The sequence below is a fragment of the Flagellimonas myxillae genome (genome assembly GCF_023502235.1).
Classification (GTDB): Bacteria; Bacteroidota; Bacteroidia; order Flavobacteriales; family Flavobacteriaceae; genus Flagellimonas; species Flagellimonas myxillae.
Genome location: NZ_JAMFLY010000001.1, coordinates 838,888 through 855,627 on the forward strand (window position 1 = coordinate 838,888; position 16,740 = coordinate 855,627).

At 43.5% G+C, this 16,740-nt stretch carries 18 protein-coding genes; 10 read left to right on the forward strand and 8 right to left on the reverse strand.

Annotation, left to right across the window (positions count from 1 at the left end; all coding sequences use genetic code 11):
- Positions 1-80 precede the first annotated feature (80 nt).
- A complete protein-coding gene (locus M3P07_RS03830; protein WP_249968573.1) occupies positions 81-896 on the forward strand; it encodes a mechanosensitive ion channel family protein in 816 nt (271 codons plus the stop codon).
- 13 nt (positions 897-909) lie between these two features.
- Here M3P07_RS03830 and purB read toward each other — a convergent pair whose 3' ends face one another.
- Genes purB through M3P07_RS03845 form a run of 3 tightly spaced genes read right to left on the reverse strand, consistent with a single transcriptional unit; the run spans position 910 to position 3,602 of the window.
- Complete coding sequence (purB, locus tag M3P07_RS03835) at positions 910-2,253, reverse strand: adenylosuccinate lyase (RefSeq protein WP_249968574.1); 1,344 nt, start codon at positions 2,251-2,253, stop codon at positions 910-912.
- 44 nt (positions 2,254-2,297) lie between these two features.
- The gene (locus M3P07_RS03840) at positions 2,298-2,870 is read right to left on the reverse strand and encodes an adenylosuccinate lyase (RefSeq protein ID WP_249968575.1); all 573 of its coding nucleotides are present in this window, start codon (positions 2,868-2,870) and stop codon (positions 2,298-2,300) included.
- A 12-nt stretch (positions 2,871-2,882) separates the two neighbouring features.
- Entirely contained in the window at positions 2,883-3,602 is a 720-nt protein-coding gene (locus M3P07_RS03845) for an SIR2 family NAD-dependent protein deacylase (RefSeq protein WP_249968576.1), read from the reverse strand.
- Positions 3,603-3,622: 20 nt separating this feature from the next.
- Here M3P07_RS03845 and M3P07_RS03850 point away from each other — a divergent pair, with 20 nt between their 5' ends.
- The 3 genes from M3P07_RS03850 to M3P07_RS03860 are packed head-to-tail and all read left to right on the forward strand — an operon-like array spanning position 3,623 to position 5,231.
- Positions 3,623-4,276 carry a TrmH family RNA methyltransferase gene (locus tag M3P07_RS03850; RefSeq protein WP_249968577.1) on the forward strand — a complete coding sequence of 218 codons (654 nt, stop codon included), beginning with the start codon at positions 3,623-3,625 and terminating at the stop codon, positions 4,274-4,276.
- A gap of 39 nt (positions 4,277-4,315) precedes the next feature.
- Positions 4,316-4,843, forward strand: a complete 528-nt coding sequence (locus tag M3P07_RS03855; RefSeq protein ID WP_249968578.1) for an SRPBCC family protein — start codon at positions 4,316-4,318, stop codon at positions 4,841-4,843.
- Between the two features lie 10 nt (positions 4,844-4,853).
- A complete protein-coding gene (locus M3P07_RS03860; RefSeq protein ID WP_249968579.1) occupies positions 4,854-5,231 on the forward strand; it encodes a VOC family protein in 378 nt (125 codons plus the stop codon).
- 3 nt (positions 5,232-5,234) lie between these two features.
- Here the strand turns inward: M3P07_RS03860 and M3P07_RS03865 are convergent, their stop codons facing one another.
- The 4 genes from M3P07_RS03865 to M3P07_RS03880 form a co-directional block, all read right to left on the reverse strand.
- Entirely contained in the window at positions 5,235-6,920 is a 1,686-nt protein-coding gene (locus M3P07_RS03865) for an alpha-amylase family glycosyl hydrolase (RefSeq protein WP_249968580.1), read from the reverse strand.
- 98 nt (positions 6,921-7,018) lie between these two features.
- On the reverse strand, positions 7,019-7,795 hold the full coding sequence (locus M3P07_RS03870) for a carboxypeptidase-like regulatory domain-containing protein (RefSeq protein ID WP_249968581.1): 777 nt from the start codon (positions 7,793-7,795) through the stop codon (positions 7,019-7,021).
- Positions 7,796-7,870: 75 nt separating this feature from the next.
- The gene (locus M3P07_RS03875) at positions 7,871-9,625 is read right to left on the reverse strand and encodes a DEAD/DEAH box helicase (protein WP_249968582.1); all 1,755 of its coding nucleotides are present in this window, start codon (positions 9,623-9,625) and stop codon (positions 7,871-7,873) included.
- Between the two features lie 141 nt (positions 9,626-9,766).
- Positions 9,767-10,348, reverse strand: a complete 582-nt coding sequence (locus M3P07_RS03880; RefSeq protein WP_249968583.1) for a non-canonical purine NTP diphosphatase — start codon at positions 10,346-10,348, stop codon at positions 9,767-9,769.
- A 62-nt stretch (positions 10,349-10,410) separates the two neighbouring features.
- Between M3P07_RS03880 and M3P07_RS03885 the strand changes: the two genes are divergently transcribed.
- From M3P07_RS03885 to M3P07_RS03895, 3 genes are all read left to right on the forward strand, one after another.
- On the forward strand, positions 10,411-10,863 hold the full coding sequence (locus tag M3P07_RS03885) for a methyltransferase family protein (protein ID WP_249968584.1): 453 nt from the start codon (positions 10,411-10,413) through the stop codon (positions 10,861-10,863).
- 140 nt (positions 10,864-11,003) lie between these two features.
- Complete coding sequence (serA, locus tag M3P07_RS03890) at positions 11,004-12,896, forward strand: phosphoglycerate dehydrogenase (protein WP_249968585.1); 1,893 nt, start codon at positions 11,004-11,006, stop codon at positions 12,894-12,896.
- Between the two features lie 121 nt (positions 12,897-13,017).
- Complete coding sequence (locus M3P07_RS03895; protein ID WP_249968586.1) at positions 13,018-13,947, forward strand: type IV pili methyl-accepting chemotaxis transducer N-terminal domain-containing protein; 930 nt, start codon at positions 13,018-13,020, stop codon at positions 13,945-13,947.
- On the opposite strand, the gene rlmH is transcribed toward M3P07_RS03895, so the two are convergent.
- Positions 13,913-14,386 (reverse strand): 23S rRNA (pseudouridine(1915)-N(3))-methyltransferase RlmH, encoded by a 474-nt coding sequence (gene rlmH / locus M3P07_RS03900; protein WP_249969439.1) that lies wholly within the window; start codon positions 14,384-14,386, stop codon positions 13,913-13,915. The genes M3P07_RS03895 and rlmH overlap by 35 nt on opposite strands.
- Positions 14,387-14,476: 90 nt before the next feature.
- On the opposite strand from rlmH, the gene nadC reads away from it, so the two are divergent.
- Genes nadC through M3P07_RS03915 form a run of 3 tightly spaced genes read left to right on the forward strand, consistent with a single transcriptional unit; the run spans position 14,477 to position 16,738 of the window.
- Positions 14,477-15,334, forward strand: a complete 858-nt coding sequence (gene nadC / locus M3P07_RS03905; RefSeq protein ID WP_249968587.1) for a carboxylating nicotinate-nucleotide diphosphorylase — start codon at positions 14,477-14,479, stop codon at positions 15,332-15,334.
- Positions 15,334-16,314, forward strand: coding sequence for a YihY/virulence factor BrkB family protein (locus M3P07_RS03910; RefSeq protein ID WP_249968588.1), 981 nt, complete (start codon positions 15,334-15,336; stop codon positions 16,312-16,314). The genes nadC and M3P07_RS03910 overlap by 1 nt, the downstream gene beginning before the upstream one ends.
- Positions 16,289-16,738 (forward strand): DUF2147 domain-containing protein, encoded by a 450-nt coding sequence (locus tag M3P07_RS03915; RefSeq protein WP_249968589.1) that lies wholly within the window; start codon positions 16,289-16,291, stop codon positions 16,736-16,738. Before M3P07_RS03910 ends, M3P07_RS03915 begins: the two co-directional genes overlap by 26 nt.
- The last annotated feature ends 2 nt before the right edge of the window (positions 16,739-16,740 follow it).

Consider the following 16,740-nt stretch of genomic DNA (forward strand, 5'->3'; position numbering starts at 1 on the left):
GGTGTTGTTCCAATAATTTGTGACCTTCTTCCTATCTTAGTGTCTCACACATGGAACACTAACAAAATCAATTGAATCCTATGGAAAAAGCACAAGAATGGATAAACTATGGCCTAGACTTGGCCAAAGAGTTTGGCCCCAAATTAGTGACCGCAATTCTCATTTACATTGTCGGTTCGTGGATTATAAAGAGAATCGTATCAGCGACCAGAAAGGTCATGTCCAAGAGCAAGTATGAGGAATCCCTTCAAAAATTCTTGCTGAACCTGATTTCATGGGCACTTAAAATATTCCTCATCATCCTTGTGATTTCCAGGTTGGGGGTTGATGTCACCACTTTTGCGGCTGTCATTGCTGCGGCTGGTTTGGCGGTCGGACTGGCCCTACAGGGCTCTCTTTCCAATTTTGCAGGAGGGGTTTTGCTGATGATCTTTAAACCTTATCGCATCGGGGACCTTATTGAGGCCCAAGGTGAATTGGGCGTGGTCAAGGAAATTGAAATTTTTACCACCAAACTCATAACCCCAGAGAATAAATTGGCCATTGTACCCAACGGGGCCATGGCGAATGGGAATATCGTCAATTATTCCGCTGAGGGTAAAATTAGGGTGGATACGGTAGTTGGCGTTGGATACGGGGAAGACATCAAAAAAAGTAAGGAGGTTTTGTTGAAGGTCCTTACCTCCAATCCACAGGTATTGCAAGACCCGGCACCGTCGGTAAATGTGCTGGAGTTGGCGGATAGTTCGGTAAACTTTGCAGTTCGTCCCTATTGTAAACCCGAAGATTATTGGGATGTCTACTTTTCAACCTATGAGAATTGCAAATTGGCCCTGGATGAGGCCGGAATAGAAATCCCTTACCCACATCAAGTCGAAATCCATAAAGAAGGATAATTCCAAGATATACTTAAACCCCAGTATAATTTGCTGGGGTTATTTGTTTGAGCTCCCCTTTGATACCATCTGAAACCTCCAGGGTATCTATAAAATCCGCAATGGACTTCTGCGTAATTTTTTCGTTGGTTCGGGTCAGCCCTTTCAATGCCTCATACGGATTCGGATAGCCTTCCCTACGCAAAATCGTCTGGATGGCCTCGGCTACCACGGCCCAATTATCCTCCAAATCCTGCTCGAACTTATCGGCATTCAATACCAGTTTGTTCAGGCCTTTAAGGGTAGATTGTAGGGCTACTTGCGTATGGGCAAAGGGAACACCGACGTTTCGGAGTACGGTACTGTCCGTTAGATCTCGCTGCAATCTAGAAACGGGTAATTTTGCCGACAAATGCTCAAAAATTGCATTGGCAATGCCCAAATTTCCTTCGGAATTTTCAAAATCGATAGGGTTTACCTTATGGGGCATGGCTGAAGACCCAACTTCCCCTTTCTTAATTTTCTGTTTGAAATAATCCATGGAAATATAGGTCCAGATATCCCGGTTCAAATCAATATAAATGGTGTTGATACGTTTCAAGCAGTCGAATAGGGCCGCCATGTGGTCGTAATGCTCTATCTGGGTAGTGGGGAAGGAGTGGTGCAAACCTAATTTTTCCTGCACAAAACTTTTCCCAAAGCTCTTCCAATCAGTATCAGGATACGCCACCTTATGCGCATTGTAATTTCCGGTGGCACCACCAAATTTGGCCGCGCTCGGAATGTCGTTCAATAAATTGAACTGTTCTTTTAACCGCTCCACGAACACATCGATTTCCTTGCCCAAACGGGTAGGGGAGGCCGGTTGCCCATGTGTGCGTGCCAACATGGGAATCCCTGCCCATTCGGCTGCAAGTTCCTGCAATTTCTTGAACACCTCAAAATACAGGGGCACATATACATCGTTCATGGCTTCCTTGATGGACAGCGGGATAGCCGTATTGTTAATGTCCTGTGAGGTGAGACCAAAGTGGATAAACTCCTTATACTTTTCGAGTCCCAAGGCATCAAATTTTTCTTTGATGAAATATTCCACGGCCTTTACATCATGGTTGGTGGTTTTTTCAATTTCCTTGATGGCCGTAGCGTCTTCCGAAGAAAAATCAGTATAGATCTTCTGTAAATCCGAAAACTTGCTGTTGTCAAAGTCTGCCAATTGTGGCAAAGGAATTTCACAAAGGGCGATAAAATATTCTATCTCAACGAGAACGCGATATTTGATCAAAGCCTCTTCAGAATAATAGGCACCTAGGGCTTCGGTTTTATTTCGGTATCTGCCATCAATAGGAGAGATGGCGTTGAGTTGGTTTACTGACATGGTGTGGTTTTAGAAAGGAGTAAAGATACTTAAACTCTTAGAGTTTAGTGCCCTAATTGGGCAAGCTTGTCCAGGGTTTTTTTTGCCCTGTTCTTGTAGCCGGCGGTACCATTGGAGATGGTTTCCTCGAGAATCATCCGCAACTCCGGGTGCACCCAATCAAAACGGGTTCCCAAGTAATAAAGACTGCTCATGGCAAACACCTTGGCAGCCACTTTATGAGGGCCTATAAACCAATCAAAACAGACCGTCATCATCGTTTCAAGATGGGTTTGGGTCATATGCATAAGGAAGGCTTCATCTTTCTTTTTAAAATAGGCTTCACATAGCATTTCACAGACATGGGCCATAGGCCGGATACCAGATTCGTCCCGTAATTTTGACAAGCCATGGGTAAAGGAATCCAAATGAGGGAGGAGATAAACCAATCTTTTACGCATCAGATGGTCGAAAACCCAACTTGCGTTGAACGTATCCTTGGAATCTTGTTCGAATACCTCTTGAAGCAGCTTTCCGGTGAGTTCAGGATGCAGCTCCAAGGTTTCCACAAGTCCGGAAATCTGTACCTTGGAAAGCCTTCCAGAATTCAATGCCAAATGCAGTTGTTGTTCGGTCAATCTGTTTGGGGTTTATCCGTTTAAAAGTTGATTTACCAAAGTCGGGACCCCTTCCGTGGCGGTTTTGGGAATCACGCTCAAATTTCGATAATCTGCAGGTCTTACATTGGGTTTTGGGTCGATAAAGTAAATGGGAGTGTCCCGGGGTATGTAGTTGATCAGACTGGCGGCTGGATATACCTGCATGGAGGTGCCTATGATCAATAGGATATCCGCTTTTAGGGTGATTTCAATGGCAGTTTCCAACATGGGCACCATCTCACCAAACCAAACAATGTGGGGCCGCAATTGATGCCCATTGGGGTCCAAATCTCCCAGTACAAGGTCTTTCTTCCATTCCAACACATAATTTTCATCGACCGTGCTGCGCACCTTGAACAGCTCCCCATGTAAATGCACCACATGCGAACTACCGGCCTGTTCGTGAAGGTTGTCCACATTTTGGGTGATAATACTCACGTCGAAATCTTTCTCCAGATCTACCAGGGCAGTATGACCTAAATTGGGAGAAACTTCCAACAGTTGCCTTCGTCTTTGGTTGTAAAATTCCAGCACTACGTTCGGATCACTGGCAAATCCTTGGGGGGTGGCAACTTCCATTACATCGTGTCCCTCCCATAATCCATTGGCATCCCTGAAGGTTTTTAGTCCGCTTTCTGCACTCATACCGGCCCCAGTGAGGACCACAACTTTTTGATTGTTTCCCATAATCCCTAAAATTATGAAATTCATTTTTCGCTATCTTGTCATTTATGGTAAATGATGATCTGTTTGCTTATTTGGAGACCTTTCTCACCGAGGACAGGAAGCAACGCTTTTTGGAAGTACTGCAGCATAGGACCAAATACCTGACAGTGGCCATCGAGGATGTTTTTCAAATGCACAACACCAGTGCTGTTATTCGAAGCTGTGATGCCTTTGGCATTCAGGAGGTCCACGTGGTGGAAGACCGATTTGGACAACGGTTGGACAAGAATATTGCTATGGGCGCGGAACAGTGGGTGGATGTGCACAGATATGGGAATACCTCGGACTGTATAACAACATTGAAAGCAAAGGGGTACCAAATTATTGCCACTACTCCCCATACCGATTCCAATGAACTATCCGATTTTGAAATTACCGGGCCCACTGCTCTTTTTTTTGGAACTGAGAAAGAAGGATTGAGCAACGAGGTGATGGAACAGGCCGATGGGTTTTTGAAGGTGCCCATGGTAGGTTTTTCAGAAAGTCTGAACATTTCGGTTTCCGTGGCAATCATCATCCAAGAGCTTGCCCAAAAACTCCGGCGTTCCCAATTGCCGTGGAAGTTGACCGCCGATGAAATCGTGGAAAAACGAATGGATTGGACCAAAAAGTCAATCAAGAACGTAGAAGGAATAATTGAAAGGTTCCAGACCCAATAGTTTTTTGTATTTTGTAGGGTAACCAAATGCATAAATCACATGACTACAGCACTCTACATTTTGGGCGGGATTGTTCTGCTCGTTCTTATCCTGGCTCTAATAGCCCCAAAAAATTATAATGTTTCACGATCTATTGAGATAGCACAACCCAGAGCGGTGGTGTTTGACAATCTTCGCTATCTGAAGAACCACGACCAGTGGTCACCCTGGGGCAAAAAGGACCCTAATATGGAAAAGAAGTTCACGGGAACGGACGGGGAAGTTGGCGCAATCAGTTATTGGAATGGAAACAAGGATGTTGGCGAAGGCGAACAGGAACTTACCAAGATTGTTGACGGAGAACGAATTGAGTCCGAATTACGGTTCCTTAAACCATGGAAATCCACTTCGGACGCATATTTGGTCACTGAGGATGCATCCAATGGAGCTACCAAGGTTACTTGGGGATTTTCTGGGAAAAACAAGTTTCCCTTTAGCATCATGATGTTGTTTATGAACATGGACAAGGCAGTAGGTGGGGATTTTGAGGATGGATTGTCCAGCTTAAAAGCACTGTTGGAGCAATAATTCTTGCATTATGGAACAAAATATGGTGGGCTGGTTCGAAATCCCTGTTGTGGACATGGATCGGGCCAAAGCCTTTTACAATGAGGTTTTTCAAATAGAAATACAGGTGCAGGACTTTGCCGGAACCCTAATGGGATGGTTTCCTTGGGCGGAAGGAAAAGCAGGTGCTAGTGGGTCGCTTATTCAGCATGAAGCCTATAACCCGAGTACTACGGAAGGTGTGTTGATTTATTTTTCCAGTGTGGATGTTCAAAACGAACTGGATAGGATTGAAAACGCTGGAGGAAAAATATTGAGACCAAAGACGCAGATAAGCCCCGAGGTGGGGTATATGGGTGTATTTTCCGATTCAGAAGGCAACAGAATTGCGTTGCATTCAAGAAAGTGACCCTTATTCCGCTAATTCCAGCAAGGCAATATCGTAATCATTATCGAGGATTACCTTACCCTTGGTAACCATGACCTCTGTTTCTGAATACGTATCGTATAGTTTGGTGCCGTCACCAAAAAAACCTTTTACCCAAAGGGATTTTTTGCCTTTGGGCAAGTCTAAACCGACTACCACCTTATCCTTGTAATCACCTTTCATGTAAGTTCTGGAAAACACGTAGGGCTTTTTTGCCAATCTTTTGTGCTTTCCTGCGCCCACCGCAGGGTGGTTCCTTCGGAATTGCCCTAGTTTTTGCCAGTGTTTATGGATTTTCTGCGTTTCCGGTAGGCTGTCCAGTTCTTCCCAGTTCATAAAGGAACGAAGCGTAGCATCTCCTTGTGTCCCTTCTATGATAAGGCTTCGAGCCGTTTCATCCCCGTAATAGACTTGGGAGGCCCCAGGGGTAAGCAAGAGCACATTGGCCGAGTAAATGGAATTCTTTCGCTCCTTGTCAAATGGATTTCCATCATCATGGGAGGTAAGATAATTGAGTACACTTTTTCCGGTTAGTTTCGTGTGAAGCAGACGGCTGTATTTTTTGAAAATTGTCTCGTAGTTTTTTTGGGCATCTGTCTTCAGGTCAAAGTTGATGAGACTTTTAAATCCATAGTCGAAAAAGTCCACTTTTTTGTCCCCGAAATCAAACTCACGTCCACCTGTAATGCCATAGTTGTAGACCTCCCCAACCATGTAAAAGGGATTATCATCCAAAACTTGGTTTGGGTTCTTTTTCTTCCAAGTCTCAAAAGCATAACTGGCCTCCTTGTACAGATCGGACCAGGCATTTTCATTGACATGCTTTACGGTATCTACCCTAAAGCCGTCCACTCCAAAATCGTTGATGTAATCGGTGAGCCATTTGATAATATAGAACCTTGGTGCCCTCGGGTACCCGGTACGTTCAAAAAAGAGCTGTAGTTCGTCCAATTCCTGGCTTAAACGACCCTCGTCCTTCCATTTGGCCAAGAGCGCATCTGGAAGCTCGACAGGTTCGTCCGATTCGGTAAGTATATCCGGAAGGTTCTCAACGAGCGCACAGGCGGTGGTATTTTCATAGGTGGTAAACTCACATTTTGGCCCAGTTCGTACCCATTCATCCGGCCAAACCGGGTCCATGTCGGTTACAGGCCCTGTGTGGTTGAGAACCACATCCAAAAGAATACGGATGCCTTTGGAATGCGCAGTTTTTACCAACTTTTCCAAATCTTTACGAGTCCCAAAATTGGGATCTATAGCTGTCCAGTCCTTGGTCCAATAGCCATGATAGGCATAGGTGTTCCCGGTTCCTTCGTCGGTGGAACCATGCACCTGCTCCACAATTGGGGTGAACCAAATGGCATTGATGCCCAGTTCGGTAAAATACCCTTCTTCAATTTTTTGGGTGATACCTTGGATATCCCCACCTTCAAATCCTCTAAGGACCGCTGTTTCGTTGTTTTGGTCGAATTGGACTCCTTTTTCCGGGTTGCCAATGTTGAATCTATCCGTAAGGAGGAAGTAAATGTTGGCCCCTTCCCATACAAATGGTACATCCTTTTTCTGGGCAATTTCGGTTACTACTTGATTTGCTTTTTTCTCGGGCTCCTTAGCTTTTTTACAGCTGGCAATCAGGGATAGGATTGACATGATAGCAAGTAGTTTTTTCATCTTTTGGGATTTTAGCTAAAGCTATAAAATGCTTGTGGAACTAGAAAATTTATTTGTTTCCGAAAAAGATGGGTTTTGGGATAAAAAGGGTTGTGGGTCTATCTTCTATTCAGCACTCTGTATTCCTCATAACAATTGGAAATGGCATCCAAAATCTGCAAATCATTGGCTGTATTGATAAAGGACCTGGAGTAGTTACAGTTGTTGAGAATGTCCTCGATGTCTACCTTTTCTAATTGAAGCAATTCGGTAAGGGTTTCCCTATCAAATTTGGAGGCAAGCAGATCACGAATGTCGTCATCCTGCTTCATTTGTTGCAATTTTCGCATCTGTTTGGGCTTTTTGCCAAAGAGGTTTCGCAGGAGGTCCGCAGGGTTTAGGATGGCCCCCAATACTTTGGTCACAGCACTCGGGCTTTTACTACCGCCCTCATAACTTTTTGAAAGCCCAGAGATGCTGTACTGATATGCATTGTTGATGGGTAGGTTTTTGACATCAATTTCCAAATAACCCGTGAGCTGATAGGGCCTTACAATTACCTCTTCCAAGGCATAGGCCAGCTCGGTCAAGGCAATTTCCGTTCCCTCAAACTTGAACATGTCGCTGGTTACTCGAACTTTTTCCGATTTATAACCCAAGTAAGTAAGATATAGGGTATCGTTGACCGCAGCGGGAATTTTAAAACGCCCTTCTTGGTCGGTAATGGTACCGACGACCTTGTTGAGGTTAATGACATGCACGCTCACCATGGGAAAGCCATTTTGGGCGTTGACCACGGTCGCCTCAAGTTCACCTTCAACAGCTGAATCCTCTTCGTCTTGGGAGAAACCGATAAAAGCAGTAAGGAGAAAAAATGTAAGTAGAACTCTTTTCATGCAATCTTTGTAGCCATAAAAGTACTAAACAAAGAAAAATAAACAGGAGTCTTCTAGGATTTAATATAGAATTAACTAATAAAATCCTGGCCTTCTTTTGCCGCCGCGTCTTCCGGAACCTCCTTTTCGACCGCCTCTAAAGGATTTGTTGTCACCTCCTTTGCGATGTCCACGTTTCCTGTCCCTTTTTCTACCTCCTTTACCCGCACTTCCTGGGTTTTTGGATACTTCCACATTTATAAATCGCCCTTTGACCTTAAATTCGGTAAAGGTTTGCAAAATAAAGTCGGTAAGTTGCGCGTCAGTGTTGAAAAAAGAGAAACTATCCTTGGTATCCACATTGAATATGTCGTCTTTTTCGAGGTTCAATGTATCCCGTAAAAAGTCTTTAAGTGCCATCCAATCGTATCCGTCGCGTTCCCCAACATTGATAAAGTAGCGTACAGAACCATCACTTTGCTTGTTACCTTTTCCTTCGCCTTTTTCGGCTCTTTCATTGCGACCGTCACTGGAATTCAAGTCCCGGGTTTTGCTGTAGTAATTGTAGAAACGGGTAAATTCTACCGAAACGATTTTTTTAATAAGCTCTTCCCGGTCGAGACCATCCAACACATCGTGTATGGCTGGGAGGTAGTTGTCAATTTCAGGATTGATTTCGGTTTCTTTGATCCTACTCGCCAAATGATAGAGCTGTATTTCACAGATTTCAATTCCTGTAGGTATTTTTTTGGTAATAAAATCTTGTTTGATTTTCTTTTCTATGGCCTTGATCTTGCGCAGTTCAGATCGGGTAACGATTACCATGGATATTCCTGACTTACCAGCACGCCCCGTACGTCCACTTCTGTGCGTATAGGTTTCAATTTCATCGGGCAATTGATAATTGATAACGTGGGTTACATCGTCCACATCGATCCCTCGTGCAGCAACATCGGTTGCAACCAACATTTGCACCTGCTTTTTTCTAAAGGCATTCATGACCAGGTCCCGCTGGTTCTGACTTAAATCCCCATGTAAAGCCCCTGCATTGTATCCGTCCTCAATGAGTTTTTCAGCAACCCTTTGCGTGTCTCTTTTTGTACGGCAGAAGACCACGGAAAAAATACCAGGGTTGGCATCGGCCAAGCGTTTTAGGGCGGCATAGCGATCGCGACCTCCAACAGTGTAATATTCATGTTGTACGGTGGATGCACCGGCGTTTTTCGTCCCCACGGTGATTTCCTTGGGTTTGTGCATGAATTTTTTCGCAATGGAAGCTACCTCCTTGGGCATGGTTGCCGAAAAAAGCCAAGTAAACTTTTCCTCGGGGGTATTGGAAAGAATATCCTTGATGTCCTCATAGAAGCCCATGTTAAGCATTTCATCGGCTTCATCAAGCACACAATAATCTATTTTGGAAATATCCACCATCCCGCGGCCAATCATGTCTTTCATCCTACCTGGGGTGGCCACAACAATTTGTGCTCCCCGCTTTATTTGTCTTGCCTGCTCCGTGATGCTTGCTCCTCCGTAAATGGCCACAGTGTTGAGCCCTTTGATGTATTTGGAATACAACTTTAGCTCGTTGGTGATTTGTAAACAGAGTTCCCTCGTTGGGGAGAGGATCAAACCTTGTGTGGTTCTGCTCTCAGCATGAATTTTTTGAATCATGGGAAACCCAAAAGCAGCGGTTTTTCCGGTTCCGGTTTGGGCCAAGGCCACCAAATCGGTCTCTTCCTGCAATAAAATTGGGATTGATTTTTCTTGTACTTCGGACGGGGTCTCAAATCCAAGATCGGAAATAGCGTCCAATAGGGGTTTGTCCAACCCCAGGGTTTCAAATTTTGTCATAGTGGTGTATACCTTAAATCGCAAATATGTTGTGTTGCATAGAGCGATTTTTGGATACGCATTGAAGCCCCGCGCAACACCTTGCCCATACCGGCGGCGTTAATAAAGGCGCAAATGTACGCTAATTTAACAAGCTGGCGGCTATAATTGCCTGTTATTGAAAAAGGAAACCAATTTTTGGATGGCCCGACCTCTATGGCTAATAGCATTTTTGCGTGCTGCGGATAGTTCCCCGAAGGTTAGGTCATGCCCATTGGGTTTGAAAATAGGATCGTAACCGAAACCGCCATCACCCTGTTCCGCTTCAGTGATTACTCCCTTGACGATTCCATTAAAAACATGGTTTTCCCCGTTTATGTTAAGATGGACCACCGTCTTAAAATGTGCTTCTCGTTCAGCCACTCCTGCCAACTGTGAGAGCACTTTGGCCATATTGTCCTTGGCATTTTTATGTGCTCCTGCGTACCTGGCGGAATATACCCCAGGAGCGCCATTCAAGGCATTGACCAACAGTCCAGTGTCGTCCGAAAAGCAATCGAAACCGTACTTTTTTGTAACAAAATCTGCTTTCAGTTTTGCATTTTCCTCCAAGGTCTCCCCAGTCTCTGGGATTTCCTCAATACAGCCAATATCCTCCAAGGACAGTAATTCGATACCAGAAGGTAAAAGTTGCTGGACCTCCTTTAGTTTATGGGCATTGTGGGTGGCAAAAACAAGTTTCAAAGCTGGAAAAGGTTCTGAATAAGGGCCAAAAGTAGTAATTTAGAACCATAAGTAATATCCGCATGAAAATGAAAATCCTACCGCCTTTGGTGATGGTCATCTTTGGGTTGCTCATGTACGTTTTGCATCGATTTTTACCTGTTGGCCAATTTGAATTTTTCGGCAGAAAGGAATTATCCATTGGTTTATTTGGGTTGGCACTATTGGTCATTTTTATGGCCCTTTTTCAATTTGTACGCGCCAAGACCACTACCAATCCCATCAATTTGACCAAATCCAGCAGTTTGGTCACCAATGGCATTTTTAAATATTCGAGAAACCCCATGTATCTGGGGATGCTCATTATTCTACTTGGATTTGGTCTTAAACTGGGCAATGCATTCAATACCTTACTGGCCGCCGGATTTGTCTACTATATGAACCACTTTCAGATAAAAAAGGAAGAAGAAGCGCTATCGGAACTGTTTGGAACAGCGTACCGAAATTACTGCAAGGCGACAAGACGTTGGTTCTAGCCCTTACTTTTTTAGTCAATTTGAAACATTTAAGGGGTGTTTTTTGATATATCCTCAATTGTATACTGATTTTGTAGGGTTCCAATTCCATGCATGGAATTAATGTTTAATTTTATGGCTTAATTTTTTCGAATTAATTCATGGTTGAAGTGGGACGCAAGTACGTTTTTGATTTTGATAGTACCCTTACCAGGGTGGAGGCGTTGGATGTTTTGGCGGAAATGACACTGCAGGGAAATTCCAACAAGGATCAAATCATTCAAGAAATTCAAGACATTACCAATCTGGGAATCGATGGTGACATTTCGTTTACGGAATCGCTGGAACGTAGGATCCAATTATTAAAGGCCCATAGAAACGATTTGGACGGTTTGGTTGGTGAATTGCGTCAGAAAATCTCCAAATCCATTGCATCCAATAAGGAGTTTTTCGAAAAATATTCTGAAGATATTTACGTGATTTCCTGTGGATTCAAGGAATTTATAGATCCTATTGTTGAGGAGTACAACATTCCGTCGGAACGGGTATATGCGAATACCTTTAAGTTTGACGAGGAAGGAAACATAATTGGCTTTGATGAGGCCAATGTTTTGGCATCCCATAATGGAAAAATCGAGTGTTTGAAAAATCTGGATTTGGAAGGGGAAGTACAAGTAATCGGAGATGGATACAGTGATTATGTGATGCGGGAGGCCGGTATCGCCGACAAGTTCTTCGCTTATACCGAAAATGTCCACCGTGAAAAAGCGGCCAACAATGCCGACCATGTAACACCCAATCTGGACGAGTTCCTATATGTCAACGACCTTCCACGTAATATATCCTATCCCAAAAACAGGATCAAAATCCTATTGTTGGAAAATGTGCACCCCGATGCCTTTGATAACCTTTCGGAAGATGGTTTTTCTGTGGAACTGGTTAAGCACAGTTTGTCTGAGGATGAATTGATAGAGCGAATTAAAGGTGTCCATGTCTTGGGAATCCGTTCAAAAACGCAGGTAACCCAAAAAGTTCTCGATGCCGCCAACAAACTGTTGGTCATTGGGGCCTTCTGTATTGGAACCACACAGATAGATCTCGAATACAGCAAAAAGAAAGGGGTAGTGGTCTTCAATGCTCCTTATAGTAATACCCGTTCTGTGGTAGAGTTGGCCATAGGCCAGATTGTAATGCTCAAAAGGAACATTTTTACGCGGAGTACCGAGATCCACCAAGGAAAATGGAATAAAACTGCCATTAACTCCAGGGAGGTCCGAGGAAAGAACTTGGGTATCGTGGGTTATGGAAATATCGGCAAGCAGTTGTCCGTTTTGGCCGAGGCCATGGGCATGCGCGTATATTACTACGATGTTTCGGATAAACTGGCCCTTGGAAATGCCATCAAATGCACCAGTTTGGAAGACTTACTATCCGTTTCGGATGTGGTGACCCTCCATGTGGACGACAACAAGGCCAACAAGAATTTTATTGGGGAGCGGGAGATAAACCAAATGCGTGATGGTGCTATCCTTATCAACTTATCCCGAGGATTTGTAGTGGATATTGAAGCTTTGGCGACCGCCTTGAAGAGTGGAAAATTGGGAGGCGCTGCAGTGGATGTATACCCATCCGAACCACGAAGCAATGGAGAGTTTGTAACTGCACTTCAAGGTTTGCCCAATGTGATTTTAACACCGCATATTGGAGGAAGCACCGAAGAGGCCCAAAGGGATATAGCAGACTTTGTGCCCAACAAGATCATGGATTATATTAACTCTGGAAATACTGTGGATGCGGTAAACTTCCCTAACATTAGGCTGCCCAAGCAAACCAATGCACATCGTTTCTTGCACATCCACAACAACGTGCCCGGTATTATGGCCAAGATCAACAAGGTTCTGGCAAAATATGAAATGAATATAACCGGCCAATATTTGTCAACGGATGACAAAGTGGGTTATGTAATTACCGATTTGGACAAGGATTACAATAAGGAGGTGATGAAGGCGCTTAAGAACGTGGAGAACACGATTAAGTTCAGAGTCCTGTACTAAAAAGTGGAAGCCACATGGCAAATTAAGGTTTCACAATCTGAAACACCCGTTTCACAACATTTTTAGCTATTCCTGTATTTTTCAACCTAAATTGTAGGCAAATACTTACTTGTTAGCCTAAATGAAGATTGGAAGATTCGTAATTTTTGAAAAAGGTTTCCGCGCCTATTATTTGCTCGTAATTTCAATTGTGGTGTTGACGATTACCATTCAGTCTATGACACAATACTCCCTGAGCCAGCAACGATCCACCGCCTTGATTGTCAATTTATCTGGAAAGCAACGAATGCTAAGCCAGAAATTGTTGAACGAGCTCTATTCCTGCAGATACCACAATTGCGATTATGCCGAGATGAAACTGGCACTTACAAAATTGTACCAAATGAACCGTTTTCTGCAAGAAGGGAATGCGGCCTTGCGAATAGAACCATTGGACGATGTGGCGATACAGAAAGAGTTTTCCCGATTGGAAACCCACATTGAATGGTTATACCACAAACTGAAGAATTTCAAGAACTTTAATGAAATCTCCTTTAACGATGCAAGGTATCACGTAGACAGGTTTGTAGTTATCATGGATGGGATTGTGAACTTGTTTCAGCACAAGTCGGAGAACGACATCAAGACCATGATGGTGATAGAGTTGGAGTTGGCTATTTTTTCCATTGTAATCTTGATCTTTGAAATTTTCTTCATCGTAAATCCCATCATTAGTCGGATTATGAACCAGAAAAAGAAATTAGCGGAGATTGCCTGGCATCAGTCCCATGTTTTCAGTTCCCATATGAAGAACATTACGGACCTGCAGTATGTGCTGAAGGTAGAAAAGAATCCCGAAAGACAACGGGAGATTTATGGGTTTATAGGTGAAGAACTGGATGAACTTAAGAAGGTTTCCAAACACATGGTGGAATCCCTGGAAAAAACTACTCAAGAGGTACGTCCACACCACCTTGTAATACAAAAAGTCGAGGACTTTTTGGAAAAATATAACCTACTGACAACGGAAAAGGCTCTTATTGATGATGATAAGGCTCATTCCGTAAAATAGTGAACCCCCTATAGAGTTGTTCGATGATAAACAAACGCACCATTTGATGTGAAAAAGTCATTTTGGACAAGCCCAACTTTTCCCGACCTCTTGCATATACCGCCTCGCTAAAACCGTAGGGTCCCCCAATGACCAAAACAAGCTTTTTGATTCCGCTGTTCATCTTTTTCTGAAGGAACTGGGAAAATTCCATGGAGGAATATTGCTTTCCCTTTTCGTCCAAAAGCACTACCACATCCGAGGGCTGGACCTGCTTCAAAATCAACGCTCCTTCCTTCTCTTTTTGTTGGGTCTCGGAAAGGTTTTTACTGTTTTTTATATCAGGTAATACCAGCAATTCAAATTTGATATAGTGAGCAAGTCGCTTTTCATAAATATCCATAAGCCGGCCAAGGTCCGGGCTATCTGTTTTGCCAATGGCGATCAAGGTAATTTGCATATCCAAAAGTAGTTTTTTCAGGTCAAACTTGAAGCTTCGAAATTGTATGGGCACTAATGTTTTTAGTATTTTCGTCAAAACCCCATATGGATGATTGCCCAAGAACAGTTCAATAAAGAAATTGCCCTAATAATCTCCAATGCGATTCGCGAGGATGTGGGGGAAGGAGATCATAGTTCCCTTGCCTGTATCCCTGCTTCCGCCCATGGAAAGGCCAAACTTTTGGTAAAGGACGAAGGTGTTTTGGCCGGCGTGGAATTTGCCAAGGAAGTCTTTGATTATGTAGACCCAAATATGACCATGGAGGTGGCCATTGAGGATGGTGCCCACGTGAAGTACGGGGATATCGCATTTTATGTAGAGGGTAGTTCCCAGAGCATTTTAAAAGCAGAGCGATTGGTGTTAAATGCCATGCAGCGTATGAGCGCCATTGCCACAAAGACCAAACATTTTGTAACCTTGTTGGAAGGTACCCAGACTAAGATATTGGATACCCGTAAGACCACTCCCGGTATTCGGGCCTTGGAAAAGTGGGCCGTGAAGATTGGGGGAGGGGAAAATCACCGATTTGCCTTATACGATATGATCATGCTCAAGGATAACCACATCGATTTTGCAGGTGGTATTACCAAGGCTATCCATAAGACGCAGCAATATTTAAAAGATGTTCAAAAGGATTTAAAAATAATTGTGGAAGCTAGGGATTTGGAAGAGGTAAAGGAAATATTGGCCGTAGGAGGGGTATACAGGATTCTGCTGGATAATTTTGATTATACTGATACTCGAAAGGCTGTAGCGCTAATCGGCGATCAATGCCTTACAGAGTCTTCCGGTGGGATTAATGAAGAAACCATCCGGCACTATGCCGAGTGTGGCGTGGACTATATTTCTTCGGGAGCCTTAACGCATTCCGTTCACAATATGGATTTGAGCCTAAAAGCAGTTTAATGTCGATAGCAATAGAAGAAAGGTTGGAAAAAATACCAGTGGTGAACTGGTTAGTACGCTTGCTCAAAAGCCTTAAGCTTAAGGCTTTTGAAGGGCTTTCGTTTTACGACCTTCTGGAAATGTACCTATTGGGAATTTTTAAGGGGGCAGTTTCAACTCGGGCAAGTGCCATTGCCTTCAGTCTTTTCATGGCTTTATTCCCATTAATGATTTTCTTGGTGACCCTAGTTCCATGGATCATTCCCTATGCCAGTGTTGGCAATGAAAATTTTGATGCCCAATTTCTTTTGTTCTTGGAATCATTTCTTCCTTCCGCGACCAGCGATTATTTTGGGGATATATACCAGCAGATCAAAAACCAAAAGAGCGGTGGAATTCTCTCCTCAGCCTTTTTGGTCTCCATTTTTTTGGTGGCCAATGGGGTGAATTCCATTTTTGGCGGATTTGAACATTCCTATCACGTAGAACTTACCCGTAACTTCTTCAGGCAATACGCCTATGCGCTTATGGTGGGACTTATATTGTCCACGCTCTTGATTTTGGGTGCTGTGGCCTTTGTTTATTTTGAATTCTATGTGGTGGAGTACACCAGTGAATATTTCGGAAAAACCTTGGGCTACGATGTGGAAAAGGGCGATACCATAGGTATTCAGTTGACCAAGATTCTATTTTTCATGATTTTGTCCTATCTCACCACCGCCATCCTCTACTATTTCGGAACTGCAGAGGGAAGAAAGGCCCGATTTTTTTCAGCAGGCGCTTTGATGACTACCTTGTTGTTCGTGCTTACATCCTATCTGTTCGGGGTCTATGTGGAAAAATTTGCAAGATATAACGAGCTGTATGGTGCCCTGGGGGGATTGTTGATTTTGATGGTCTTCATTTGGCTGAATTCCAATATTTTACTTTTGGGTTTTGAACTCAATGCCACCTTAAATTCCCTAAAAAAGAAACATGAAAAAAAGCTGGAAAATCAATAAATACCTACTAATTATTTTCTTGCTGATATGCCAAATATCATGGTCACAGTCGGTATTTGGTAAGTGGAAAACTGTAGATGATCGTAATGGTATAACCAAAGCGATAGTTGAGGTATATGAAGAAAATGGCCTGTTGCAGGCCAAGGTTCTTAAAGTGGTTGAGGAAGGAAAGGAAAATGCACTTTGTATAAAATGCAAGGGAGAACTCAAAAACAAACCCATTAACGGGATGAAAATCATGGACGACTTCAAAAAGAATAGCAAAGGCGAATATAAAGGCAGCAGACTCTTTGATCCAGAACAAGCAATGACCTTTAGGGGAAAAGTTTGGTTAGACCCAGATGATGTGAACAAATTAAAGGTACGCGGTTATTTGGCTTTCCTGTATAGAACCCAAACCTGGCATCGAGTAACCGAAGAGTAAAG